The organism is Pseudomonas sp. PS1(2021), assembly GCF_020405165.1.
GTDB lineage: Bacteria > Pseudomonadota > Gammaproteobacteria > Pseudomonadales > Pseudomonadaceae > Pseudomonas > Pseudomonas aeruginosa.
The window spans coordinates 4,778,069-4,800,512 of record NZ_CP084484.1; the positions used below are offsets into that span (position 1 = coordinate 4,778,069).

Sequence of the window (22,444 nt, forward strand, 5' to 3'; positions counted from 1 at the left end):
TTATGAAGAAGCTGAGATCTTCGATTAAGGAGGTGATCCAGCCGCAGGTTCCCCTACGGCTACCTTGTTACGACTTCACCCCAGTCATGAATCACTCCGTGGTAACCGTCCCCTTGCGGTTAGACTAGCTACTTCTGGAGCAACCCACTCCCATGGTGTGACGGGCGGTGTGTACAAGGCCCGGGAACGTATTCACCGTGACATTCTGATTCACGATTACTAGCGATTCCGACTTCACGCAGTCGAGTTGCAGACTGCGATCCGGACTACGATCGGTTTTATGGGATTAGCTCCACCTCGCGGCTTGGCAACCCTTTGTACCGACCATTGTAGCACGTGTGTAGCCCTGGCCGTAAGGGCCATGATGACTTGACGTCATCCCCACCTTCCTCCGGTTTGTCACCGGCAGTCTCCTTAGAGTGCCCACCCGAGGTGCTGGTAACTAAGGACAAGGGTTGCGCTCGTTACGGGACTTAACCCAACATCTCACGACACGAGCTGACGACAGCCATGCAGCACCTGTGTCTGAGTTCCCGAAGGCACCAATCCATCTCTGGAAAGTTCTCAGCATGTCAAGGCCAGGTAAGGTTCTTCGCGTTGCTTCGAATTAAACCACATGCTCCACCGCTTGTGCGGGCCCCCGTCAATTCATTTGAGTTTTAACCTTGCGGCCGTACTCCCCAGGCGGTCGACTTATCGCGTTAGCTGCGCCACTAAGATCTCAAGGATCCCAACGGCTAGTCGACATCGTTTACGGCGTGGACTACCAGGGTATCTAATCCTGTTTGCTCCCCACGCTTTCGCACCTCAGTGTCAGTATCAGTCCAGGTGGTCGCCTTCGCCACTGGTGTTCCTTCCTATATCTACGCATTTCACCGCTACACAGGAAATTCCACCACCCTCTACCGTACTCTAGCTCAGTAGTTTTGGATGCAGTTCCCAGGTTGAGCCCGGGGATTTCACATCCAACTTGCTGAACCACCTACGCGCGCTTTACGCCCAGTAATTCCGATTAACGCTTGCACCCTTCGTATTACCGCGGCTGCTGGCACGAAGTTAGCCGGTGCTTATTCTGTTGGTAACGTCAAAACAGCAAGGTATTAACTTACTGCCCTTCCTCCCAACTTAAAGTGCTTTACAATCCGAAGACCTTCTTCACACACGCGGCATGGCTGGATCAGGCTTTCGCCCATTGTCCAATATTCCCCACTGCTGCCTCCCGTAGGAGTCTGGACCGTGTCTCAGTTCCAGTGTGACTGATCATCCTCTCAGACCAGTTACGGATCGTCGCCTTGGTAGGCCTTTACCCCACCAACTAGCTAATCCGACCTAGGCTCATCTGATAGCGTGAGGTCCGAAGATCCCCACTTTCTCCCTCAGGACGTATGCGGTATTAGCGCCCGTTTCCGGACGTTATCCCCACTACCAGGCAGATTCCTAGGCATTACTCACCCGTCCGCCGCTGAATCCAGGAGCAAGCTCCCTTCATCCGCTCGACTTGCATGTGTTAGGCCTGCCGCCAGCGTTCAATCTGAGCCATGATCAAACTCTTCAGTTCAATACTGCTTGGGTTTTGAGAAACCCTAAACTTGGCTCAGCAATCGCATTCTCTTAAAAGAGATAAAACTCTCGAATTCACGAGTGTTACTTGCGTTGCTGATAATCTTGCGATCACCAGTCTTACATCACAAGCACCCACACGAATTGCTTGATTCGACTTGTTAAAGAGCAGTTGGTCAAGGCTTTCGTCTCAACCGAGGCCGCGCATTCTACAGCAACCTCTCGTTCCGTCAAGCGTTATTTTCGAAAATTTTCTTTTCTACTCAACCGCTTGCGCCGACCTTCAAACCATCTTCCGATCAGCGGGAGGCGCATTCTACAGCGTTCAAATTCGCTGTCAAGCACCTCGATGAAGCTTCGTTTCGAACCCCTTTCGGGACCGAACCGCTGCGGCGAACAACCTGCCGAAGCGCTTCACCACCCCTGGGAGAGAATCCGTAAATCCTTGATTTTCAAGCATTTACTCTTCGTCGTCGCCGGGAGTGGTGCGCATTATAGGGAGATAGAAACTGGCGTCAACACTTATTTGAAACTTTTATTACGAAACACCGGGACGAGTTCGAAGCCTGGGCAGGCGGCGAGCGATCGAGGGTAGCCGCAGCAGCATGAGCGACGCACCAACCACAGCGTACAGGGTCCACTCCTCCAGGTCTGCCCGCACCACCCAGAGCATATGCAGCAAGCCGAGCCCAAGGATCAGGTAGACCAGGCGATGCAGCTTCTTCCAGCGACTACCGAGCTTGCGCATGGCGAAGCGGTTGGAAGTGATCGCCAACAGGAACAGGCAGATGAATCCAAGCATTCCCACGATGATGTAGGGACGCTTGCTCAACTCGATGCCCAACTGCCCCCAGTCCAACCCCAGGATGAACACGCAGTAAGCGCTCAGGTGCAGCAGCACATAGGTGAAGCACCACAACCCCAACTGGCGGCGCACGGCGATCCAGCCCGGCCAGCCGCTCAGCTTCTGCAGTGGCGTCATCGCCAGGGTGAGTAGCAGCAATACCAAGGCGCCCAGCCCCAGTCGATCGACCAGGGTCTTGCCCGGGTCAGGTCCGAGGGCAAAGATCCAGGCTTGGTACAACCACCAGGCCGGCACCGCCAACGCCCCCAGGAATACCGCAAGGCGCAGATACCAGTAGCGCATCAGTAGTACTTCCTCAGATCCATGCCGCTATAAAGGGAAGCGACCTCACTCCCGTAGCCATTGAACATCTGCGTATCCCGCACATTGGGACTGAACAACCCACTGGGCAGGCGCCGCTCGCGGGCCTGGGACCACCGCGGGTGGTCGACCTGCGGATTGACGTTGGCATAGAACCCGTACTCGTTGGCGGCAATGCTTTCCCAGGTGGTCTTCGGCTGCTCGCGGACCAGACTGATACGCACGATAGACTTGATGCTCTTGAAGCCATACTTCCACGGCACCACCAGGCGCAACGGCGCGCCATTCTGGTTGGGCAACAGCCGCCCGTACATGCCCACCGCCAGAATTGCCAGGGGATGCATCGCCTCGTCCATGCGCAAGCCTTCCATATAAGGCCAGTCGATCACCGAGAAACCGGAGCGTTGGCCGACCATCTGTTCCGGACGCTGCAGGGTTTCGAAACGGACGAACTTCGCCTGCCCATTGGGTTCGACCCGCTTGAGCAGGTCCGCCAAGGGAAAGCCCAGCCAAGGGATCACCATCGACCAGGCTTCCACGCAGCGCAGCCGATAGATGCGCTCTTCCAGTTGGTAGGGTTTGACGAAATCCTCGAGGGCATAGGTACCCGGCTTGCCGACCTCGCCGTCGATCACCACCGACCAGGGCTCGGTCTTCAGGGCCGAGGCGTTTTCCGCCGGGTCGCCCTTGTTCGGCCCGAACTCGTAGAAATTGTTGTAGTGGGTGGCGTCCTTGAATGGCGTGATCGCCTCCCCCTGGACATTCACCGCCTGCCAGCGGGTCTGCGGTAGCTTTTCGGCGAACCAGCCCGGCGCCGGTACCGACTCGACGCCGGCATAGCGCTGCTCGTCGGCAAAGCCCAGGCGTGGCAGGCCGCTGGCCAGCGCCAATCCGGCGAGGGAAGCGCCGAGCAGGCGCCGACGGGACAGGTAGAGGGTTTCGGACGTGACTTCCGACTCGGAACAGTCGGAACGGGAGGGAATCTTGATCAGCATGACGGGCTCCGCAATGACCAGCTTTGTGCCAGTAGACTACGGAGCCCGTTGGAAATTACATCAGCTCGGCTGCTTCCGGCGACGCAGTTGCAGCAGGTATTGCACAGGACCGGAGGCCGCGTAGGCAAGGAACAGCAACAGGAGGATGCGCGGCGGGTCGGTAAAGACCACGGCGAAGGCCAGCACCACGATAAGGATCGCCACGAACGGCACCCGGCCGCGCAGGTCGAGATCCTTGAAGCTGTGGTACTTGATGTTGCTGACCATCAGCACACCAGCGGCGGCGACCAGCAGGGCGACGAGGAAGGCAACCTTGGCGCCCTGGATCTCGAAATCGCTGAACGCCCATACCGTGCCCGCCACCAGCGCCGCGGCGGCCGGACTGGCCAGGCCGATGAAATAGCGCTTATCGGCCTTGCCGACCTGGGTGTTGAAACGAGCCAGACGCAGGGCTGCGCCCGCAACGTAGATGAAGGCGACCATCCAGCCGACCTTGCCGAGGCTGCCAAGCGCCCATTCGAAGGCGACCAGCGCCGGCGCCACACCGAAGGCGACCATGTCCGACAGCGAGTCGTACTCGGCGCCGAAGGCGCTCTGGGTGTTGGTCAGGCGAGCCACGCGGCCGTCCAGTCCATCGAGGACCATGGCCACGAAGATAGCGATGGCGGCGTTGGCGAACTGGCCGCTCATGCCATTGATGATGGCGTAGAAGCCGGAAAACAGGGCCGCCGTGGTGAACAGGTTGGGCAGCAGGTAGATACCGCGGTGACGAACCTTCCGCCCTTCGGCGTCGTGCCCTTCTTCTATATGTTCGTCGATGGGCAGCAGGCTTTCTTCGTCGGAGGCCTTGTTCGGCTCCTCGGGACGTTCACTCATGGACAATTCCTTGGGAACTGATGGGGTACGAATATGCCGACAGCACTTCTGACTAGGAAGACAACTCCGCCGGCCCAGGCTTTATACCAGATCGCCAGGCAAGAACGAAAAAACGCGGCCGGGGCCGCGTTTCTTCGTCTGTCGCCGGAGCCGCTTAGTTCTTGCTCTTGTCGACGATCTTGTTGGCTGCGATCCACGGCATCATCGCGCGCAGCTTCTCGCCGATCTGCTCGATCGGGTGAGCGGCGTTGTTGCGGCGGTAGGCAGTCATCGACGGGTAGTTGGCCGCACCTTCGGTAATGAACATCTTCGCGTACTCGCCGTCCTGGATGCGCTTCAGGGCGTTGCGCATGGCAGCACGGGACTCGGCGTTGATCACCTCCGGACCGGTTACGTACTCACCGTATTCGGCATTGTTGGAGATGGAGTAGTTCATGTTGGCGATGCCGCCTTCGTACATCAGGTCGACGATCAGCTTCAGCTCGTGCAGGCACTCGAAGTAGGCCATTTCCGGCGCGTAACCGGCTTCGACCAGGGTTTCGAAACCGGCCTTGACCAGCTCGACGCAACCACCGCAGAGAACGGCCTGCTCACCGAACAGGTCGGTTTCGGTCTCGTCCTTGAAGGTGGTTTCGATGATACCGGTACGACCGCCGCCGACGCCGCAGGCGTAGGACAGGGCGACGTTCTTGGCGTTGCCGGAAGCGTCCTGGTAGATGGCGATCAGGTCAGGGATGCCACCGCCCTTGACGAACTCGGAACGCACGGTGTGACCCGGGGCCTTCGGCGCGATCATGATCACGTCGAGGTCGGCGCGCGGGACGACCTGGTTGTAGTGGATGGAGAAGCCGTGAGCGAAGGCCAGGGTGGCGCCCTTCTTCAGGTTCGGCTCGATCTCTTCCTTGTACAGGCGGCCCTGGAACTCGTCCGGGGTGAGGATCATGACCACGTCGGCTGCGGCGACGGCGGTCTTCACGTCGGCAACCTTCAGACCGTGCGCTTCGGCCTTGGCCACGGTGGCGGAGCCGCTACGCAGGCCCACGGTGACGTCGACGCCGGAGTCCTTCAGGTTGCAGGCATGGGCGTGGCCCTGGGAGCCGTAGCCGATGATGGCAACTTTCTTGCCCTGGATGATCGAGAGGTCACAGTCTTTATCGTAGAAAACGCGCATGGGAATTCCCCTTCAGTAAGGCCTCGCGGGCCTGCTTTCAGTTCAGATGCTCAGAGTCTTGTCGCCACGGGCGATGCCGGTGACGCCACTGCGGACCACTTCCAGGATCGACGCAGTGCCGATGGCCTGGATGAAGCTGTCCAGTTTGTCGCTGGTACCCGCCAGTTGCACGGTATAGACGCTACTGGTGACGTCGACGATCTGCCCACGGAAGATATCGGTGGTGCGCTTGACCTCGGCGCGCTGGGCGCCCGTGGCCTTGACCTTCACCAGCATCAGCTCGCGCTCGATATGGGCGCTTTCCGACAGATCCACCAGCTTGACCACTTCGATCAGCTTGTTGAGGTTCTTGGTGATCTGCTCGATCACCTCATCGTGCCCCACGGTGGTCAGCGTCAGACGCGACAGGGTCGGGTCCTCGGTCGGCGCCACGGTAAGGCTTTCGATGTTGTAGTTGCGTTGGGAGAACAGGCCGACCACGCGGGACAATGCGCCTGGCTCGTTTTCCAGCAGCAGGGAAATGATGTGTCGCATGATCAGGTACGCTCCGTCTTGCTCAGCCACATGTCGCGCATCGCGCCGTCACGGATCTGCATCGGATAGACGTGTTCGCTGGCGTCCACCTGGATGTCGAGGAAGACCAGGCGATTCTTCATGGCGAACGCCTCCTCCATCTTCGGCTTCAGATCCTTCAGGTCGGTGATGCGCATGCCGACATGCCCGTAGGCTTCGGCAAGCTTGACGAAGTCCGGCAGGGATTCCATGTAGGAATGCGAATAACGGCTGTTGTACTGCATGTCCTGCCACTGGCGGACCATGCCCAGGGCACCATTGTTCAGGTTGACGATCTTCACCGGCAGGTCGTACTGCAGGCAGGTAGACAGTTCCTGGATATTCATCTGGATACTGCCCTCGCCGGTCACGCAGGCGACATCGTCGTCCGGGAAGTTGAGCTTGATGCCCATCGCCGCCGGGAAGCCGAAGCCCATGGTGCCGAGACCGCCGGAGTTGATCCAGCGATTGGGCTTGTTGAACTTGTAGTACTGCGAGGCGAACATCTGGTGCTGGCCGACATCGGAGGTGATGAAGGCATCGCCATGGGTAACCTCGTAGAGCGTCTCGATGACGGTCTGCGGCTTGATGATGCTGCCGTCGCCCTTGTCGTACGGGAACAACCCACGGTTACCACGCCACTCGTCGATCTGCTTCCACCAGGCAGCCTGGGCATCCTGGTTCGGGGTCTCGCCGATTTCCCTGACGATCGCGACCATTTCGGTGAGAACGCTGTCCACCGGGCCGACGATCGGGATGTCGGCCTTGATGGTCTTGGAAATCGACGCCGGATCGATGTCGATGTGGATGATCTTGGCGTTCGGGCAGAACTTCGCCGCACCGTTGATGACCCGGTCGTCGAAACGCGCGCCGACCGCGAGGATCACGTCGCTGTGATGCATCGCCAGGTTGGCGGTGAAGCTGCCATGCATCCCGAGCATGCCGAGGAACTGGCGGTCCGCGCCGGGATACCCGCCGAGGCCCATCAGGGTGTTGGTCACCGGCAGGTTGAGCATCTGCGCCAGCTCGGTCAGCGGCGCCGCGGCATTGCCCATGATCACGCCGCCGCCGGAATAGACCACCGGGCGCTTGGCGGCCAGGAGCATCTCGGCGGCCTTGCGGATCTGTCCCGAGTGACCGCGAACGGCCGGGCTGTACGAACGCAACTTGACCCTCTTCGGATAGGAATATTCGAATTTCTGCGTCGGGTCGCCCATGTCCTTCGGAATATCCACGACCACCGGCCCCGGACGACCGGACTGCGCCAGGTAGAAGGCCTTCTTGATCACCTCGGGAATTTCCGAGGGATGCTTGATGATGAAGCTGTGCTTCACGATCGGCCGGGAGATCCCGACCATGTCGGTTTCCTGGAACGCATCGGTACCGACCATGTTGCTCGGCACCTGGCCCGACAGGATCACCATCGGGATGGAGTCCATGTATGCGGTGGCGATACCGGTGATGGCGTTGGTCGCGCCCGGGCCGGAAGTCACCAGCACGACACCGGGCTTGCCGGTGGCGCGGGCGTAGCCGTCGGCCATATGGGTAGCCGCCTGTTCGTGGCGCACCAGGATGTGGGTCACGTCGTGCTCCTTGAAGAGCGCGTCGTAGATATGCAGGAGGGCACCACCCGGGTACCCGTAGATGTACTTAACGCCTTCGTCGCGCAACGAGCGGACGACCATTTCAGCGCCAGATAAAAGCTCCACGTTTTCACCTCTAGAACGCTATACGGCCACCCAGGGGCGGGCGACCGAAATTCGGTTGGCTGCCCGGCAGAGCATGGGTGACGGTAGTCACCGGCTACGTCAACTGCCGATTGAGCAAACTTGGAAGGGCGCCTGGTGTTACGGAGCTCTTCCACCCAGCGCGAGGTAACGCGAAGCAGGGTGTAACTTTCGGCGCGGGTAGGCACCTCATGGTCTGCCGGAGAGGGGACTGGGTTGCAGACGGCCCGCTACAGCGAGCTTGGATTCTTCGCATTCGTCGAACGCAAGTCAAGCTTTATTCTGAAAATTATCAAAAAAAATTCCAAGGAAGCTGCCATACCCTTCCATAAAAAAGCTGATCAATGACCAAAAACAGATTTTATGGCTAGAAAATTCCGATTTAGAGCAAACTTTTCCAAAATGCCCATGATTCCCGCGAGGACTTGCCACGGCGAGGCCGTCTCCGGCGGCGGTTGTGATGCCGTGCAGCATGCCGCGCTGGCGGATTTGGTTATAGTTAGCCGCAGTTAGCGCATTCCAAGGACTCCGCATGCGACGCATGATCCTCCCGGCCAGCTTGTTGCTCGCCCTCTCCTCTTTCGCCATGGCCGCCCCGATCTACAAATGGGTCGACGCCGAGGGCGTCACCCACTTCGGCGCACAACCGCCGCAAGGTGCGCAAGCGACCACGGTGAATACCCAGACCGCCCCGCCGCCGGACAACTTCCCCCTGCCCCCCTCGACCCCGGCACCGACCATCCAGCAGAAACCGGCCGATCCCGAGCAGAAGGCGATCGACGACAAGGTGAAGCAGCAAGTGGCGAAGGAAGAGGCCGAGCGCAAGCAGTTCTGCGAAGAGACCCGCAACAACCTCGCGCAACTGAAGAACAACCCGCGCGTAAGGGTCGACGAAGGCAAGGGCGAACTCCGTCGCCTCGGCGAGGAAGAACGCCAGGAGCGAATCGCCAAGGCCGAAAAGGCGATCCAGGAGAATTGCCGCTGAGGCGAACACAGCCCCGTCCCGCAGCATGGGGCTGACCCGGCTCTCCGCCTTGCTTGAAGCAAAGAAAAACCCGGCCTGTAGCCGGGTTTTTCTTTACTGCCGAAGCTTCATGACGGCCCGCCGATCAGCCGGTCGAACTCGCCAAGCGCCGCCAGCAGGCCGGCGACTTCCTCGCCACGCTGCGCATAGGCCACCTCGGCTATGGCCAGGATACCCGAGGCTTGCGGCAAGGCGCTGTCGCTTTCGAGAATCAGCTTCATCCGTGGCAGGAAGATCCATTGCAGCCATTGCTCGAGCGCCAGCGTATCCACGCAGAACGGCTCGGGGCTGGCCAGCGCTTCCGGGGCGGGGCTGCTTTCGCTCCACCAGCCGAGGGCACGCAACTCACGCTCGATCAGCAACAACTGGTCGGCCAGCGCATAGACCCGTCGATCCATCAGGAGCTGACCTTGGCCTTCTGCCGGGCCAGCGCAGCGCCGGCGGAGTCTCCCTGCTTCTCCCGAGCCTGGGCGATCAGTTCCCAGAGCCCGGCCTGCAAGGCCGGCCGGCCATTGGCGTAGCTCAAGCCACGGCGCGCGACCTGCTCGGCCTGGGCCGCATCGCCCTGGGCCAGGCGCACCTGGGCCAGGCGATAGAGCACCTGCGGCTCGCGCGGAGCGATGCGCTGGGCTCGCTCGAGGCTGGCGGCGGCGCTGTTCAGGTCGCCGCTGCCCTGCTGTTGCTGGGCGGTTGTGAGCATCGCCAGGACCGGCCCGTCCAACTGCTCGTCGGCCGCCAGGCTGCCGGCCGAGCCGGAGGCCGGAATGCCGGTGGGCGCGGAACGACTGGCGCCGCTGGGCGGCATGTTGTAGCTGCCACCCAGCGGTGGCGTGGAGGCGCTGCTGGGCGGAGCCTGGTACTGGGTGCCGGTGCCGAGCGGAGCGCTGCTGATCGGCGCGGCGCCGGACTGCGCCGGGAAAGTCTGGATCGGTGCGGAATTGGCGCCCTGCGGCACCATCACCACCACACCGGAGTCGCCGCCCTGGGGAATGCCCTGGGTGGCGGCGCCTTGCTGGGTACGCGGTACCTGGGTACGGGTGATGCGGAAACCGCCGCTTTCCTGGTTGGACACCGGAGTACCGGAATCCACCACCGGGATCGCCCCGTGCTGCGGGCTGGCGCAGCCCGCGAGCACGGCACTGCCGGCAAGCGCGGCGAATACGAAAATCTTCTTCACGTCAGGTCCTCTCGGATCAATTCAGCCAGCCACGTACCCAGTCCATCACCTCGCCGGCGGGGTTCTGGCTCCCGCAGCCTGGGCCCTGGGCGGGCTCGCTGCCACGAATATAGGGCATCTGTACGGCATTCGGGCAATCCGCCGCCGAGCCCTGCCCGGTCTGCGCGTCGACCCAGGCCATCACCACGTTCTCCGGCATCGGCATTTCCAGCGATTGCGGATGCGCCTTGCGCATGAAGCTGGCCCACACCTGCAAGGCACCGGTGGCGCCGGTAAGCGGCGTCTTGCCGTTGTCGTCGCGACCGAGCCAGACCACAGCCTGGAGGTCGCCGCCGAAACCGGAGAACCAGCTATCGCGCGAGTCGTTGCTGGTGCCGGTCTTGCCGGCGAGGGTCAGCGACGACGGCAATTGACTGTACACCGAACGCCCGGTGCCTTCGCGCATGACCCGCTGCATGGCGTTCTGCACCAGGTAGACGGCGCCCGAGTCGAAGCGCTGTTCGACCTGGAACGGATAGCGCTTGAGCGGCTGGCCGTCGGCAGTGAGGACGCTGCGGATCCCCCGCAACGGCGTGTTGAAGCCGCCGCTGGCGATGGTCTGGTACATGGTGGCGACCTCCATCGGACTGAGCGAACCGGCGCCCAGCAGCATCGACGGATAGGCCGGCCAGTCACGGTTGATACCCAGCCGGGCGACGGTCTGCAGCACGTTGGGCACACCGACGTCGAGGCCGAGCTTGGCGGTGGACAGGTTGTAGGAGTTTGCCAGGCCCTGGTACAGGAAGATCGTGCCATGCGAGCGCCGGTCGTAGTTCTGCGGTCGCCAGACCTGGCCGTCCTGGCCTTTCACCGCGAAGGGCTCGTCCTGTACCCAGGTGGTCAGGGTGTACTTGCTCGGCCGCTCGAGAGCGGTCAGGTAGACCGCCGGCTTGATCAGCGAACCGATCGGCCGCACCGCGTCCAGGGCCCGGTTGAAGCCGGCGAAGCGCGGGTCGCGACTGCCGATCAGGGCCTGGATCTCACCGGTTTCCGGATTGGTCACGACCATCGCCGCCTCGACCTGGTCGACCCCCTTGCGCCCACTGAGACGCTTGAGCGTTTCGTTGACGGAGGTCTCGGCCTTCTCCTGCAGGATCGGATCGAAGCTGGTGAAGATGCGCAGCCCTTCCTCAGTCAGGTCCTCGTCGCGGTAGTCCTGGCGCAACTGGCGCTTGACCAGGTCGAGGAAGGCCGGATAGGAGCTGTCGGCCATGCTGCCCTGCCGGGTCACGCCGAGCGGGCGCAGCTTGGCGGCGTCGACTTCCTGCTGGGTCGCCACGCCCTGCTCGGCGAGCACGTCGAGCACCAGGTTGCGCCGCGCCAGCGCACGATCCGGGTAACGCCGCGGGTTGAAGTAGGACGGCCCCTTGACCATGCCGACCAGCAGCGCCACCTGGTCGAGCTTGAGCTCGGCCAACGGCTGGCTGAAGAAATACTGGCTGGCCAGGCCGAAGCCATGGATCGCTCGTTGCCCATCCTGGCCGAGGAACACCTCGTTGAGATAGGACTCGAGGATGTCGCGCTTGTCGTAGTGCAGTTCCAGCAGCACCGCCATCATCGCTTCGTTGATCTTGCGGCTCAGGCTGCGCTCATTGCTCAGGAAGAAGTTCTTCACCAACTGCTGGGTCAGGGTGCTGCCGCCCTGGCGCAACTGGCCGGCCGTGGTGTTGACCCACACCGCCCGCGCCACGGATTTCAGCGACACACCATGGTGGTTCCAGAAGTCGCGATCCTCGACCGCGACCAGGGTGTCGATCAGGTAGGTCGGCACCTGGTCGAGCTTGACCAGGATGCGATCCTCATGGTGCGCCGGATACAAGCCGCCGATCAGCAGCGGCTCAAGGCGCGCCACCGCCAGTTCCTTGCCGTTGGCCTGGCTCAGCCCGCTGACGTAGTTGCCGTTGAAGCGCACGCGCACGCGCTGGGCCGGTTCCGCGCCTTCGTAGAACTGGAAGCCACGGGTATTGAGTTCGACCGCGCTGGCCGCCACCGATACGGTTCCAGGGCCGCTCACGCTGGGCTCGCGACGGTAGCCGAGGGCGTCGAGTTCGCGCAGGAAGTCTTCCCTGCTCAGCTTCAGGCCGTTGAACAGCTCCAGCGGGCGGGCATAGACCTTCGCCGGGATGGTCCAGCGCCGGCCGGAGAATTTCTCCTGCACCACGGCATCGAGATAGATGGCGAAGCCGGCGAGGAGCACCAGGCCGACGAGGCCGAGCTTGAGAGCCCAGCTGAGCCATTTGTTCAGGCCGGGTGCCGGGCGTGCTTTGCTGTTACGGGAACGGGGGGATCGGGGACGCGTCATGGCGGCGCATTATACGTACTTTATCCACAGCGGACAGACACCGCATCGGCGGCATCCACGGTCTGCGCGGCCCCGGTGGATAGGCGCGGCGGCAGCGCGGCGCATTCGACCGGCGATCCGGCAAATGGTTGCTATCCGCCAGCGAGGTTTGCACTGTCACCCCTTCCCGCCATAATGCGGGTTTTCGCATATTTCAGAGGCAAGGATATCCCGTGAGCCAGACCCTGATCGCCGCCCTGCAGAACCCGGCCCTCTACCCCCACCCGGTGGAGCGCTTCGAGGTCATCGAGACGCACATCTCCTGGGTCCTGTTGACCGGTCCCTACGCCTACAAGATCAAGAAGCCGATGGATTTCGGCTTTCTCGATTTCACCAGCCTGGACAAGCGCCGCTTCTATTGCAACGAAGAGCTGCGCCTGAATCAGCGCCTCACCGACGATCTCTACCTGGAGGTCCTGCCGATCACCGGCAGCGAAGAGGCGCCGCGGATCGGCGGCGACGGCGAGGCAATCGAATACCTGCTGAAGATGCGCCAGTTCCCGCAGGACAACCTGCTGGCGGCAATCCAGGGCCGCGGCGAACTGTCCAACCAGCATATTGACGAACTGGCCGAGCAGATCGCGCACTTCCACCAGAACACTCCGAAGGTGCCGCTGGAGCACCCGCTGGGCACCGCCGAGTCCTGCATGGCGCCGGTGCGGCAGAATTTCGAGCAGGTTCGCCCGCTGCTCAAGGACAAGGCCGACCTGCAACAGCTGGATGCCCTCGAAGCCTGGGCGGAAAGCAGCTTCGAACGCCTGCTGCCGGTGCTCCAGGAGCGCAAGGCGAAGGGCTTCATCCGCGAATGCCACGGCGACATCCACCTGGGCAACGCCGCGCTGATCGACGGCAGGGTAGTGCTGTTCGACTGCATCGAATTCAACGAACCGTTCCGCTTCACCGATGTCTGCGCCGACTTCGCCTTCCTCGCGATGGACCTGGAAGATCGCGGCCTGAAGTGCCACGCTCGACGCTTCGTCAGCCTCTATCTGGAACACACCGGCGACTACCAGGCCCTGGAACTGCTGAACTTCTACAAGGCCTACCGCGCCATGGTCCGCGCCAAGGTCGCGCTGTTCAGCCTCGGCTACCAGACCGATGCCGTGCAGCGCGCCGCGACCCTGCGCCAGTACCGCAACTACGCCAACCTGGCGGAAAGCTACAGCGCCATTCCCTCGCGCTTCCTGGCGGTCACCCATGGTGTCTCCGCGGTCGGCAAGAGCCAGGTGGCCATGCGTCTGGTGGAGGCTCTGGGCGCCGTGCGCCTGCGCTCGGATATCGAACGCAAGCGTCTGTTCGGCGAGCAGCCGGAACACGACAGGGGCCAGTTCGCCGCCGGCATCTATAGCAGCCAGGCCAGCGAAGCGACCTATGCGCACCTTCACCAGTTGGCCGCGAAGATCCTCCAGGCCGGCTATCCGGTGGTGATCGATGCCGCCTACCTGAAGCAGAATCAGCGCCAGGCCGCTTGCCACATCGCGGAAGAAACCGGCGTGCCGTTCCTGATCCTCGACTGCCAGGCGCCCGAAGCGGTGATCGCCGGCTGGCTTGCGCAACGCCAGGCGGAAGGCAAGGATCCGTCCGACGCGACTCTCGACGTGATCCGCACCCAGCAGGCTACCCGCGAGCCGCTGACAGCGGCGGAGACGGTCCAGAGCAAGCGCGTAGACACCCACGACGCGGCCAGCCTCGACGGGCTGGTCGACGGCATTCGCCAGCGCCTGCCCGGTCTCTGAACGAACTGCCATGGCGCCCGCCCCTCCAGGGCGGGCGCCATGCCGCTGCTCTTCTATACTCACGGCGAGCCTTCTGCACAGGACGCCGCCCATGAACTCGCCCCGTCAGCTCGACTCGCCGCTCTACCAACTGCTCCACGCCGAAGACATCGAAGGCTTCAACCGACAGAAGCCGGCCGACGGCTGGATCGACCTGGCCGGCGGCGACTTCCGCGGCCTCGACCTGCGTCTGCTGGATGCCGCCCGCGTCGACTTCAGCGATGCCTATTTCCGCGGCGCCGACCTGCGCGGCGTGGATCTGCGCGAGGCGCGCCTGGAGGGCGCCAGCCTGGCCCATGCGCAGATATCCGGTACGTATTTCCCGTTGCGCCTGGCGCCGGACGAGATCCGCATGTCGGTGAACTTCGGCACCCGCCTGCGCTACCTGCCGGAGCCCTGAGAAGCGGAAGGACCACGCCAGGCCACGTTTTGCCGGGAGGCCGCTACACTTCTGGCAGGTACCCGGCCGGCTGAGGATCGGTCCCGGACCGCCTACGCCGGATCGTAAGGGCGAAGGCCGCTCGCGTCGGCCATCTCGCTCCATCGCGCCGGCCCTGTCGGCTCCGGACCGGTTCCAGGCAGTTCCGCGCCATCACGCTTCTGAGCGGCATCGCAAGGACCGACGATGAACGACGAACTGCTGAACCTGAAAAACCTCGGGAAAACCTCGACCCAATGGTTGCATGCCGTGGGTATCCACAGCGCCACCGATCTGCGTCGGCTCGGCTCGGTGGGAGCCTATCGCGCGGTCCGCGCGCGCGGCTTCCGAGCCTCGAAAGTCTTGCTCTATGCCATCGAAGGCGCACTCCTCGACGTTCACTGGAACGAGCTGTCCCCAGACCACAAGGCCGCACTGCTCGGCGAGCTGGAGACTTTCCCCGTGCGAAACAAGAGCTAGCTCACACCTGCCACGGGAAGATATTTACTCCCCCCGGGCGCCCACCTATCGTCTCGTGGACGTTCGTACCTCCTCTCCCGACCAGGCAGCTCAAGGAAATGGCCATGTATCTACTCGGCGAGCAACCGGCTTATGCCGACCAATTGATCAATCGCCTGCAGGGAATCCCTCACCGCTTGCTCGAAGGCCTGGCACCCAGCGGCCCCGCCCTGGAACTGGAACGTAGCGACGACCTGGAACGCGAGCTGCCCGCCGACCAGGTATTCCTGGTGGAAAGCGGCCTGCTGCATGCGCTGGTCGACGAACGCCCACTGTTCTACCTCCAGGAAGGCGACCTCCTCGGCCTTCGACGCGGACTCGAGCTCCCCGCCTGCCGGCATGCCAACGAAGAGCCGATCCGCCTGCTGCCCTATTCGCGCGATGCGCTGCTCCAGCACATCCATGCTGACCAGGAACGTCAGGAACTGCTATTGCAGTACCTGATCGGACAGACTGCCCTGCTCGGCGATGCGCTGGCGCACCTGAAGCAGCCGGAAGTCCGCCCGGCCACCGGCTTCCGCCACTTCGCCGCGGGCGAGGCGCTGATCCGCCAGGGCGACGATGCGGATCATGTGTTCATCATCATCGAGGGGCATGCCGAAGCGCTGGTGGACGGCCAGAAAGTCGGCGATGTGCAGAAGGACGAGATCTTCGGCGCCATGGCCGTGTTCACTCGCGAGAAACGCAGCGCCACGGTGGTCGCCAGCGAACCCTGCACGGTGATGGTGATTCCCAAGGAGCAGTTCCTCGGCCTTATGCAGAACAACCCGCGAATCGCCCATAGCCTGATCGAAGGCATGGCCCGGCGGATAGACCTGCTTAACCGGGAAGTGACCCAGCTGCGCCTGCGCCGCAGCGCCTGAGGCCCATTCCAGAGGGCTCGCGACTAGCTAGCAGAAAAGTTTGGCGAAAGCGTTTGACATGGAAATGAGAATCATTATTATGTCACTCAACTGGTCGCGAGATCAGCCGGTAAGCTGAGAGACCCACGCAGTCGGACTCTTCAGATTATCTCCTCATCAGGCTAATCACGGTTTTTGACCCGGCACTTTGCCGGGTCTTTTTTTGCCTGCGATTCGGCCGGAGACGACCGTTCATCGGCTGGCGATGGAATGAATGAGAACCGGCTTGACCTGATAATGAGAATAGTTATTATTACAACAACTGGTCGCGAGGCCAGCAGGTAAGCTGAGAGACCAAGCAGTCGGACTCTTCAGATTATCTCCTCATCAGGCTAATCACGGTTTCGACCCGGCACTTTGCCGGGTCTTTTTTTGTTTGACGATGACTCCAGCCCGGCATTTCGCTGGACTACGCCTAAGCCCGCTACAGCAGGTTTATCAATAACTTAGGCGCGTCCATCATATGCCGGTGCTTTCCGAAACTTGACCCGGCTTCCGGTCGCGTGGCTCCCATGTGGCTCTTGGAAACCGAGGTTTCCGAGGAGTCGTCATGGCAAGAATCAAACTCACCAAGTCCGCTATCGATGCGGCAAAGCCCCAGGCGCAGGCCGTCGAACTCCGGGACACCGTGGTGCCCGGCTTCCTGTGCAAGATCACCCCGGCCGGCCGCAAGGTGTTCATGCTCCAGTACCGCACGAACGCCGGCGAGCGCCGCAAGCCTGCCTTGGGCCAGTTTGGCGAACTGACTGTCGAACAGGCCCGTTTCATGGCGCAGGAGTGGCTGGCCGAAGTGCGCAAGGGCGGCGACCCCAGCGCGGCCAAGAATGCCGCCCGCAAGGCGCCGACCATGAAGGAGTATTGCCAGACCTTCATGGAGGACTACTCCAAGCAGCGCAACAAGCCGAGCACGCAGCGCGGCTATCAGGGGGTCATCGACCGCAACATCATTCCCATCATGGGCCGGATGAAGGTGCAGGAAGTGAAGCGCCCGGACGTGGCCGCACTGATGAAGAAGCTGGCCCACAAGCCGGCCGAGGCGAACCGCACCTTCGGCGTGCTGCGCAAGATGTTCAACCTGGCCGAAGTGTGGGGCCTTCGCCCGGACGGCACCAATCCGTGCCGCCACGTTCCCATGTACCCGCCCGGCAAGGAAACCCGGCTCATCGTGGACGATGAACTGGTGCGGATCTTCCGTCACCTGGAGCACTTGGAAGCCGAGGGACTGGAGAACTACGTCATCCCGCTGGCGATCCGCCTGCAATTCGAGTTTGCCGCCCGCCGCTCCGAAATCTGCCCGCTCGAATGGGACTGGATTGATCTGGAAAAGCGTCGCGTCGTCTGGCCCGACAGCAAGACCGGCGGCATTTCCAAACCCATGAGCGAGGAAGCCTATCGGCTGCTTTCGACGGCGCCGCGCCTGGAAGGTTGCCCCTATGTCCTGCCGTCGCCCAACGACGCGACCAAACACTTGACCCACGGCGAGCACTATGGCGGTTGGAAGCGCGTGCTCAAGGCCGCCGGCGTGCCACATGTTGGCACGCACGGTATCCGCCACCGGGCCACCACCGACATTGCCAATTCGGGCGTGCCAACCAAGGTGGGCATGAAGCTGACGGGCCACAAGACCGTAGCGATGTTCATGCACTACGTCCACACCGAGGACAAGCCGGTGCGGGAAGCGGCCGAGCTGGTGGCGAGCCGGCGGCAGGCCATCACGGGCGTGCGGCGCCTTGCGGAGGCGACGGCATGAGCAAGAAGACGCTTTCGGTGGCGGGGGACACCCCCGCCGCCCCGCCAGCCGGTTATGCCGGCATCCACGACGGTATCGTGGAAGTGCTCGATGCCGCCCGCCATGCGGCGGCACGCAGCGTCAATGCGCTGATGACCGCCAGCTATTGGGAGATTGGCCGCCGGATCGTGGAGGCCGAGCAACGGGGCAAGCGGCGTGCCGGGTACGGCGAACAGTTGATCGAACGGCTGTCGGCTGACTTGACCGCGCAGTTCGGGCGCGGGTTCAGCCGCCCGAACTTGCAGCAAATGCGGTCGTTCTTCCTGACCTGGCCAATTCGCCAGACAGTGTCTAGCGAATCTTCCCCGGCGCCAGTGGCGCGGGCGCGTCCCTGGCGCCTCGATGAACTGGCCCAGGTCTTCACGCTGCCGTGGTCGGCCTACGTCCGGCTGCTGTCGGTCAAGGACGAACACGCCCGCCGCTTCTACGAGGCCGAAGCCCTGCGCGGCGGATGGAGCGTGCGCCAGCTCGACCGGCAGATCAACAGCCAGTTCTACGAGCGCACGGCGCTGTCGAAGAACAAGGCGGCGATGCTGGTCAAGGGCGCCGTGCCCAACCCCGGGGATGCCGTCACCCCTGACGACGCGATCAAAGACCCGTATGTGCTGGAGTTCCTTGACCTCAAGGATGAGTATTCGGAATCCGATCTTGAGCAAGCCCTGATCCGGCGGCTGGAGGATTTCCTGCTCGAACTGGGCGACGGTTTCGCCTTCGTCGGGCGGCAGCGCCGATTGCGCATCGACCAGACCTGGTATCGGGTCGATCTGCTGTTCTTCCATCGTCGCTTGCGTTGCCTGGTCATCATCGACTTGAAGCTCGGCGCGCTGACCCATGCCGACGTGGGCCAGATGCACCTCTATTGCAACTATGCGAAGGAGCACTGGACGTTTGCCGACGAGAACCCGCCCGTGGGTCTGATCCTCTGCGCCGACAAGGGCCATGCCTTGGCGCGGTATGCGCTGGAGGGCTTGCCGTCCAAGGTGATGGCGGCGAACTACAAGATGGTGCTGCCGGATGCCGAAGTGCTGCAAGAGGAACTGGAGAACACGCGGCGGCTGATCGAATCTCGCGGAACGATCGTCCCCAAGAGACGCAAGCGATAACCGGGCGTCCCGGCGTGCCGCCGTCGGGTTCGCGGGCTGCGCCTCGCGCTTCGTGCCGAATCGCGGCCATTCGGCGCTGCCCCCTGACGCCTTCGGCCCTCGCGGGCCTGCGCGCTGCGCTTGCTTAAAGGCGGGTGTGTGCAGTGGGCGGGGTTTAGGCGGTCTTGCTGTTCCCTTCACCGTACCACGGCGTTCTCGCCGTCAAAGGCGGCGCGCGCCATGCGCGCTGGCGTCCTGGCGGCCGTCTTCGACCTTGTGACTGCTTGCGCTGCGCCGTGCTGAACACGGTTCCGGGCAATTCCGCCCGAGCAACCGGAGCACGATCATGTCGCAACTGTCCTTTTCCTCGTTCGATGACGCTTTGCTGGTGCGTGACTCTCACGGGCACTATGCGCTGGCATCGGCCGATCAGATTCTGGAGGCCGCGCGCCTGGTCATCGACCAGAAGATGCAGCGGGGTACGTCTTTCACTTCACCGGCGGCGGTCAAGGAATACCTGCTTGCCAAGCTGGCCGGCTTCGAGCATGAGGTGTTCTCGGTGTTGTTCCTCGACACGCAGCATCGGCTGATCGAATACAGGGAAATGTTCCACGGCACAATCGACTCGGCCGAAGTGCATCCGCGCGAAGTGGTCAAGGAGGCGCTTCGGCTCAACGCGGCGGCTCTGGTCATCTCGCACAACCACCCAAGTGGCAACCCGGAGCCGAGCGCGGCAGACCGGGCGCTGACCCGGCGGCTCAAGGATGCGCTGGGGCTGGTGGACGTGCGCGTGCTCGATCACGTCATCGTCGCTGGCAGCACCACGGCGTCGTTCGCAGAACGCGGCCTGATCTGACCAAGGGGCTTCGGCCCCTTTTTGCTGCGCCCGATTGTGGCTATGCCAAGGCCCGCAGCCATGCCAGCAAATCGGCCTGCGGGCTATCGGGCTGCAAGGGCCGCGGCGACAACAGGCAATAGCGCGAGCCGTCCTCCACGAAACCCAGCGGCGCGGCCAGCACGCCGCTGTCCAGATCGTCGCGTGCCAGATGCCACGGGCCGACCGCCACACCCAGGCCGGCCACGGCCGCCTGCAAGCTGAAATAGAAATGATCGAAGGTTTGTCCCGGCGCATCAGGTGCGCGCTGGTCTGCGGCCGCCGCCCATTCCGGCCACGCGCCCGGCCGCGTGCGCGTGTGCAGGCGCGGTGCGCCGGCCTTGAGCGCGGCGCCGGCCTTCTTCGTGGTGAACCAGGCCGCCACCTTGTCGGGACGGCAGACCGGGCCGACCTTTTCCGCGAACAAGGGTTCGGCGTGGTAGCCATCGGGCCAGGGGAAGTCGTCGCGGCGGATGGCCAGGTCGATGCCGTTGGCGAAGGAGAACGGCCCGCCACCGGCGACCAGGTGTACGTCGATCCCCGGATGCCGGGCCTGGAAGTCCGGCCAGCGCGGGATCAGCCAGCGCATCAGCAGCGTCGGCTCGCACGACAGCACCCAGCGCCGCCCCTGGCGGGCGCTGGCGCGCAACTCGCCGACGGCCTGCCGCATCAGATCCAGCCCATTGCCCACGGCCCGCGCCAGCGTGCGGCCGGCATCGGTCAGGAACACGCGCCGGCTGCGGCGCTCGAACAGCGCCACGCCCAGTTCGTCTTCGAGCAGGCGCACGGCGCGGCTGACCGCGCCGTGGGTCAGGTGCAGCTCGGCCGCCGCCCGGCTGAAATTCTCCAGCCGGGCCGCCGTCTCGAAGCAGCGCAGGGCCAACAGCGAAGGCAGGCGCGAATCGCTCGATGGTGATTCCAGCTCACCATTCTTGTCAGAAAACATCGTTATTCACCGGGGGATGCAGTCGCTAGCATCTCGCTAATTCGTTGTTCTTCGACAGGATACGCCATGACCGAATTGATAGCTGTCATCACAATCACCTTGCTGGCCGTCATCAGCCCTGGGCCGGACTTTGCGATGGTCACGCGCAACAGTCTGATGCTGTCGCGCCGTGCCGGCATGCTGACGGCGCTGGGCATCGGCCTGGGCGTGCTCGTCCACGTCACCTATACGCTCGTCGGCGTGGGCCTGTTGATCCAGCAGTCGCTCTGGCTGTTCAACGCCATCAAGTTGGTCGGTGCCGTCTATCTGATCTATCTCGGCGTGAAGATGCTGCGCGCCAAGCCCAGTGGCGCGCTGGCCGACAGTACCGTGGCGCCGCTGTCGGATATGGCGGCTTTGCGTACCGGCTTCCTGACCAATGCGCTGAACCCGAAGACCACGGTGTTCATCGTCAGCCTGTTCATGCAGGTGGTGCGGCCCGACACGCCGCTGGCGGTGCAGATCGGCTACGGCGCATTCATCTCGGTTGCGCACATGGCCTGGTTCGGCCTCGTGGCGCTTTGCTTCTCGGCCGGGGCCGTGCGCGACCGGCTGCTGGCCGTGCGCCACTGGATCGACCGCGCCTTCGGCGGGCTGCTGGTCGGCTTCGGTGTCCTGCTGGCGGTGGCGCGCGGGGCGCGCTGACTGCGCGGGGCATCGCGCCGCCCTGCGGCGTCTCGACCCTGGGGGAAACGCTGCCTCGGAAATCCGAGACAGCGTTTCGGAAATCCATTCCCTATCGCGTGCTTCTCAACGCGCCAGGAGGACAAGGACAGCCACCGCCAGCAGGATCAGCATGGCACCGGAGATGCGTTCCAGCCACGGCAGCGCCCGCGCGAAGCGGCGCAGGACGGCCTGGTTGCCGATCATGACCGCGACCAGCAGATCCCACAGCAACACGACGCTGAACATCCAGACGCCATAGATCGTCTTCCAGCCCGCGCTGGCATGCGCGCCGGTCAGCATCGCGGCCAGGCTCGCGTAGAACAGCGCGTTCTTCGGATTCAGGATGCCGGACAGGAAGCCCATGCCGGTTGCGCGTCGCCACGCGATGAAAGGATGCGCGGGTGCCGTGGAACGCCCGCCATTCGAGACATCCAGGTCGCTGCGGCCCGCGTGGCGGATGAACAGCACGCCAAGATGGAGCAGGTAAGCGCAGCCGGCCAGTTGCAATACGACGAACGGGAGGCTGTCCGGGCGCAGTGCCGCCATGCCGGCGAAGGCGGCAACGATGAAAACGCCATTGGCGACGGCGATCCCCAGGCAGGCGCCGCTGGCGACCCGCCAGCCGGCGGACAGCGAGGTTCGGGCGATCAGGAAGAAGTCGGGGCCGGGAGAAAGCAGCGCCAGGAAATGCGCTGCGGCAATCATCAGGAACGGCTGCATTCAGGACGCACTCGTAGTTTTTCTACGCAGTGTGCCGGCCGCAGCGCCTTCCGTATTGAAGGAAATTGCAGCCGCGCCGCTTGCGGC

The 22,444-nt window shown here is 63.0% G+C and carries 21 protein-coding genes and 1 rRNA gene; 9 read left to right on the plus strand and 13 right to left on the minus strand.

The window, feature by feature from the left end:
- Positions 1-25: 25 nt before the first annotated feature.
- The 8 genes from LE197_RS22930 to LE197_RS22965 all read right to left on the minus strand — a co-directional run bounded on the left by LE197_RS22930 (position 26) and on the right by LE197_RS22965 (position 8,589).
- Positions 26-1,558 (minus strand): 16S ribosomal RNA (locus LE197_RS22930).
- Positions 1,559-2,098: 540 nt separating this feature from the next.
- Positions 2,099-2,707: a protein-methionine-sulfoxide reductase heme-binding subunit MsrQ gene (gene msrQ, locus LE197_RS22935; protein WP_003100143.1), complete on the minus strand. Its 609-nt coding sequence runs from the start codon at positions 2,705-2,707 to the stop codon at positions 2,099-2,101.
- The gene (gene msrP / locus LE197_RS22940) at positions 2,707-3,720 is read right to left on the minus strand and encodes a protein-methionine-sulfoxide reductase catalytic subunit MsrP (RefSeq protein ID WP_003116065.1); all 1,014 of its coding nucleotides are present in this window, start codon (positions 3,718-3,720) and stop codon (positions 2,707-2,709) included. The genes msrQ and msrP overlap by 1 nt, the downstream gene beginning before the upstream one ends.
- Before the next feature lie 60 nt (positions 3,721-3,780).
- Positions 3,781-4,596, minus strand: coding sequence for a CDP-diacylglycerol--serine O-phosphatidyltransferase (pssA, locus tag LE197_RS22945; protein WP_003095061.1), 816 nt, complete (start codon positions 4,594-4,596; stop codon positions 3,781-3,783).
- A 154-nt stretch (positions 4,597-4,750) separates the two neighbouring features.
- Positions 4,751-5,767: a ketol-acid reductoisomerase gene (gene ilvC / locus LE197_RS22950; RefSeq protein WP_003095066.1), complete on the minus strand. Its 1,017-nt coding sequence runs from the start codon at positions 5,765-5,767 to the stop codon at positions 4,751-4,753.
- A 42-nt stretch (positions 5,768-5,809) separates the two neighbouring features.
- Positions 5,810-6,301, minus strand: coding sequence for an acetolactate synthase small subunit (ilvN, locus tag LE197_RS22955; protein ID WP_003095069.1), 492 nt, complete (start codon positions 6,299-6,301; stop codon positions 5,810-5,812).
- 2 nt (positions 6,302-6,303) lie between these two features.
- Entirely contained in the window at positions 6,304-8,028 is a 1,725-nt protein-coding gene (locus LE197_RS22960; protein WP_023108793.1) for an acetolactate synthase 3 large subunit, read from the minus strand.
- A gap of 288 nt (positions 8,029-8,316) precedes the next feature.
- A complete protein-coding gene (locus tag LE197_RS22965) occupies positions 8,317-8,589 on the minus strand; it encodes a hypothetical protein (protein ID WP_152934532.1) in 273 nt (90 codons plus the stop codon).
- Between LE197_RS22965 and LE197_RS22970 the strand changes: the two genes are divergently transcribed.
- Positions 8,579-9,031: a DUF4124 domain-containing protein gene (locus LE197_RS22970; RefSeq protein WP_003095076.1), complete on the plus strand. Its 453-nt coding sequence runs from the start codon at positions 8,579-8,581 to the stop codon at positions 9,029-9,031. The two genes, LE197_RS22965 and LE197_RS22970, sit on opposite strands and share 11 nt — an antisense overlap.
- A gap of 107 nt (positions 9,032-9,138) precedes the next feature.
- On the opposite strand, the gene LE197_RS22975 is transcribed toward LE197_RS22970, so the two are convergent.
- The 3 genes from LE197_RS22975 to mrcB are packed head-to-tail and all read right to left on the minus strand — an operon-like array spanning position 9,139 to position 12,588.
- Complete coding sequence (locus LE197_RS22975; protein ID WP_003100152.1) at positions 9,139-9,468, minus strand: YqcC family protein; 330 nt, start codon at positions 9,466-9,468, stop codon at positions 9,139-9,141.
- Positions 9,468-10,247 carry a penicillin-binding protein activator LpoP gene (lpoP, locus tag LE197_RS22980; RefSeq protein WP_003095080.1) on the minus strand — a complete coding sequence of 260 codons (780 nt, stop codon included), beginning with the start codon at positions 10,245-10,247 and terminating at the stop codon, positions 9,468-9,470. Before lpoP ends, LE197_RS22975 begins: the two co-directional genes overlap by 1 nt.
- A 16-nt stretch (positions 10,248-10,263) precedes the next feature.
- Positions 10,264-12,588: a penicillin-binding protein 1B gene (gene mrcB / locus LE197_RS22985; protein ID WP_003100154.1), complete on the minus strand. Its 2,325-nt coding sequence runs from the start codon at positions 12,586-12,588 to the stop codon at positions 10,264-10,266.
- 212 nt (positions 12,589-12,800) lie between these two features.
- Here mrcB and LE197_RS22990 point away from each other — a divergent pair, with 212 nt between their 5' ends.
- From LE197_RS22990 to radC, 7 genes are all read left to right on the plus strand, one after another.
- On the plus strand, positions 12,801-14,363 hold the full coding sequence (locus LE197_RS22990; protein ID WP_003095088.1) for a bifunctional aminoglycoside phosphotransferase/ATP-binding protein: 1,563 nt from the start codon (positions 12,801-12,803) through the stop codon (positions 14,361-14,363).
- Between the two features lie 91 nt (positions 14,364-14,454).
- Positions 14,455-14,802 carry a pentapeptide repeat-containing protein gene (locus tag LE197_RS22995; RefSeq protein WP_003095090.1) on the plus strand — a complete coding sequence of 116 codons (348 nt, stop codon included), beginning with the start codon at positions 14,455-14,457 and terminating at the stop codon, positions 14,800-14,802.
- A 225-nt stretch (positions 14,803-15,027) separates the two neighbouring features.
- A complete protein-coding gene (locus tag LE197_RS23000) occupies positions 15,028-15,300 on the plus strand; it encodes a TfoX/Sxy family protein (RefSeq protein ID WP_003095094.1) in 273 nt (90 codons plus the stop codon).
- A gap of 104 nt (positions 15,301-15,404) precedes the next feature.
- Entirely contained in the window at positions 15,405-16,202 is a 798-nt protein-coding gene (gene cbpA, locus LE197_RS23005) for a cAMP-binding protein CbpA (RefSeq protein WP_003095096.1), read from the plus strand.
- A gap of 589 nt (positions 16,203-16,791) precedes the next feature.
- Complete coding sequence (locus LE197_RS23010) at positions 16,792-17,991, plus strand: tyrosine-type recombinase/integrase (protein ID WP_106468523.1); 1,200 nt, start codon at positions 16,792-16,794, stop codon at positions 17,989-17,991.
- Positions 17,988-19,133, plus strand: a complete 1,146-nt coding sequence (locus tag LE197_RS23015) for a PDDEXK nuclease domain-containing protein (protein ID WP_033939121.1) — start codon at positions 17,988-17,990, stop codon at positions 19,131-19,133. Before LE197_RS23010 ends, LE197_RS23015 begins: the two co-directional genes overlap by 4 nt.
- 325 nt (positions 19,134-19,458) lie before the next feature.
- Entirely contained in the window at positions 19,459-19,968 is a 510-nt protein-coding gene (gene radC / locus LE197_RS23020) for a RadC family protein (protein WP_033939127.1), read from the plus strand.
- Positions 19,969-20,008: 40 nt separating this feature from the next.
- Here the strand turns inward: radC and LE197_RS23025 are convergent, their stop codons facing one another.
- A complete protein-coding gene (locus LE197_RS23025; protein ID WP_106468522.1) occupies positions 20,009-20,932 on the minus strand; it encodes a LysR family transcriptional regulator in 924 nt (307 codons plus the stop codon).
- Between the two features lie 66 nt (positions 20,933-20,998).
- Here LE197_RS23025 and LE197_RS23030 point away from each other — a divergent pair, with 66 nt between their 5' ends.
- On the plus strand, positions 20,999-21,616 hold the full coding sequence (locus LE197_RS23030) for a LysE family translocator (protein WP_033939129.1): 618 nt from the start codon (positions 20,999-21,001) through the stop codon (positions 21,614-21,616).
- Positions 21,617-21,721: 105 nt separating this feature from the next.
- Here the strand turns inward: LE197_RS23030 and LE197_RS23035 are convergent, their stop codons facing one another.
- Positions 21,722-22,357, minus strand: coding sequence for a LysE family translocator (locus LE197_RS23035; RefSeq protein ID WP_033939131.1), 636 nt, complete (start codon positions 22,355-22,357; stop codon positions 21,722-21,724).
- Positions 22,358-22,444: the final 87 nt, after the last annotated feature.

What these genes read in the sequence shown, in the direction of transcription:
- LE197_RS23010 (WP_106468523.1), top strand. Translation starts at nt 16,792, where the DNA reads ATGGCAAGAATCAAACTCACCAAGTCCGCTATCGATGCGGCAAAGCCC.
- mrcB (WP_003100154.1), bottom strand. Translation starts at nt 12,588, where the DNA reads ATGACGCGTCCCCGATCCCCCCGTTCCCGTAACAGCAAAGCACGCCCG.
- msrQ (WP_003100143.1), bottom strand. Translation starts at nt 2,707, where the DNA reads ATGCGCTACTGGTATCTGCGCCTTGCGGTATTCCTGGGGGCGTTGGCG.
- LE197_RS22995 (WP_003095090.1), top strand. Translation starts at nt 14,455, where the DNA reads ATGAACTCGCCCCGTCAGCTCGACTCGCCGCTCTACCAACTGCTCCAC.
- msrP (WP_003116065.1), bottom strand. Translation starts at nt 3,720, where the DNA reads ATGCTGATCAAGATTCCCTCCCGTTCCGACTGTTCCGAGTCGGAAGTC.
- cbpA (WP_003095096.1), top strand. Translation starts at nt 15,405, where the DNA reads ATGTATCTACTCGGCGAGCAACCGGCTTATGCCGACCAATTGATCAAT.
- LE197_RS23000 (WP_003095094.1), top strand. Translation starts at nt 15,028, where the DNA reads ATGAACGACGAACTGCTGAACCTGAAAAACCTCGGGAAAACCTCGACC.
- LE197_RS22975 (WP_003100152.1), bottom strand. Translation starts at nt 9,468, where the DNA reads ATGGATCGACGGGTCTATGCGCTGGCCGACCAGTTGTTGCTGATCGAG.
- pssA (WP_003095061.1), bottom strand. Translation starts at nt 4,596, where the DNA reads ATGAGTGAACGTCCCGAGGAGCCGAACAAGGCCTCCGACGAAGAAAGC.
- LE197_RS22965 (WP_152934532.1), bottom strand. Translation starts at nt 8,589, where the DNA reads ATGCGTCGCATGCGGAGTCCTTGGAATGCGCTAACTGCGGCTAACTAT.
- LE197_RS23030 (WP_033939129.1), top strand. Translation starts at nt 20,999, where the DNA reads ATGACCGAATTGATAGCTGTCATCACAATCACCTTGCTGGCCGTCATC.
- radC (WP_033939127.1), top strand. Translation starts at nt 19,459, where the DNA reads ATGTCGCAACTGTCCTTTTCCTCGTTCGATGACGCTTTGCTGGTGCGT.
- ilvN (WP_003095069.1), bottom strand. Translation starts at nt 6,301, where the DNA reads ATGCGACACATCATTTCCCTGCTGCTGGAAAACGAGCCAGGCGCATTG.
- ilvC (WP_003095066.1), bottom strand. Translation starts at nt 5,767, where the DNA reads ATGCGCGTTTTCTACGATAAAGACTGTGACCTCTCGATCATCCAGGGC.
- LE197_RS23025 (WP_106468522.1), bottom strand. Translation starts at nt 20,932, where the DNA reads ATGTTTTCTGACAAGAATGGTGAGCTGGAATCACCATCGAGCGATTCG.
- LE197_RS22970 (WP_003095076.1), top strand. Translation starts at nt 8,579, where the DNA reads ATGCGACGCATGATCCTCCCGGCCAGCTTGTTGCTCGCCCTCTCCTCT.
- LE197_RS23015 (WP_033939121.1), top strand. Translation starts at nt 17,988, where the DNA reads ATGAGCAAGAAGACGCTTTCGGTGGCGGGGGACACCCCCGCCGCCCCG.
- LE197_RS23035 (WP_033939131.1), bottom strand. Translation starts at nt 22,357, where the DNA reads ATGCAGCCGTTCCTGATGATTGCCGCAGCGCATTTCCTGGCGCTGCTT.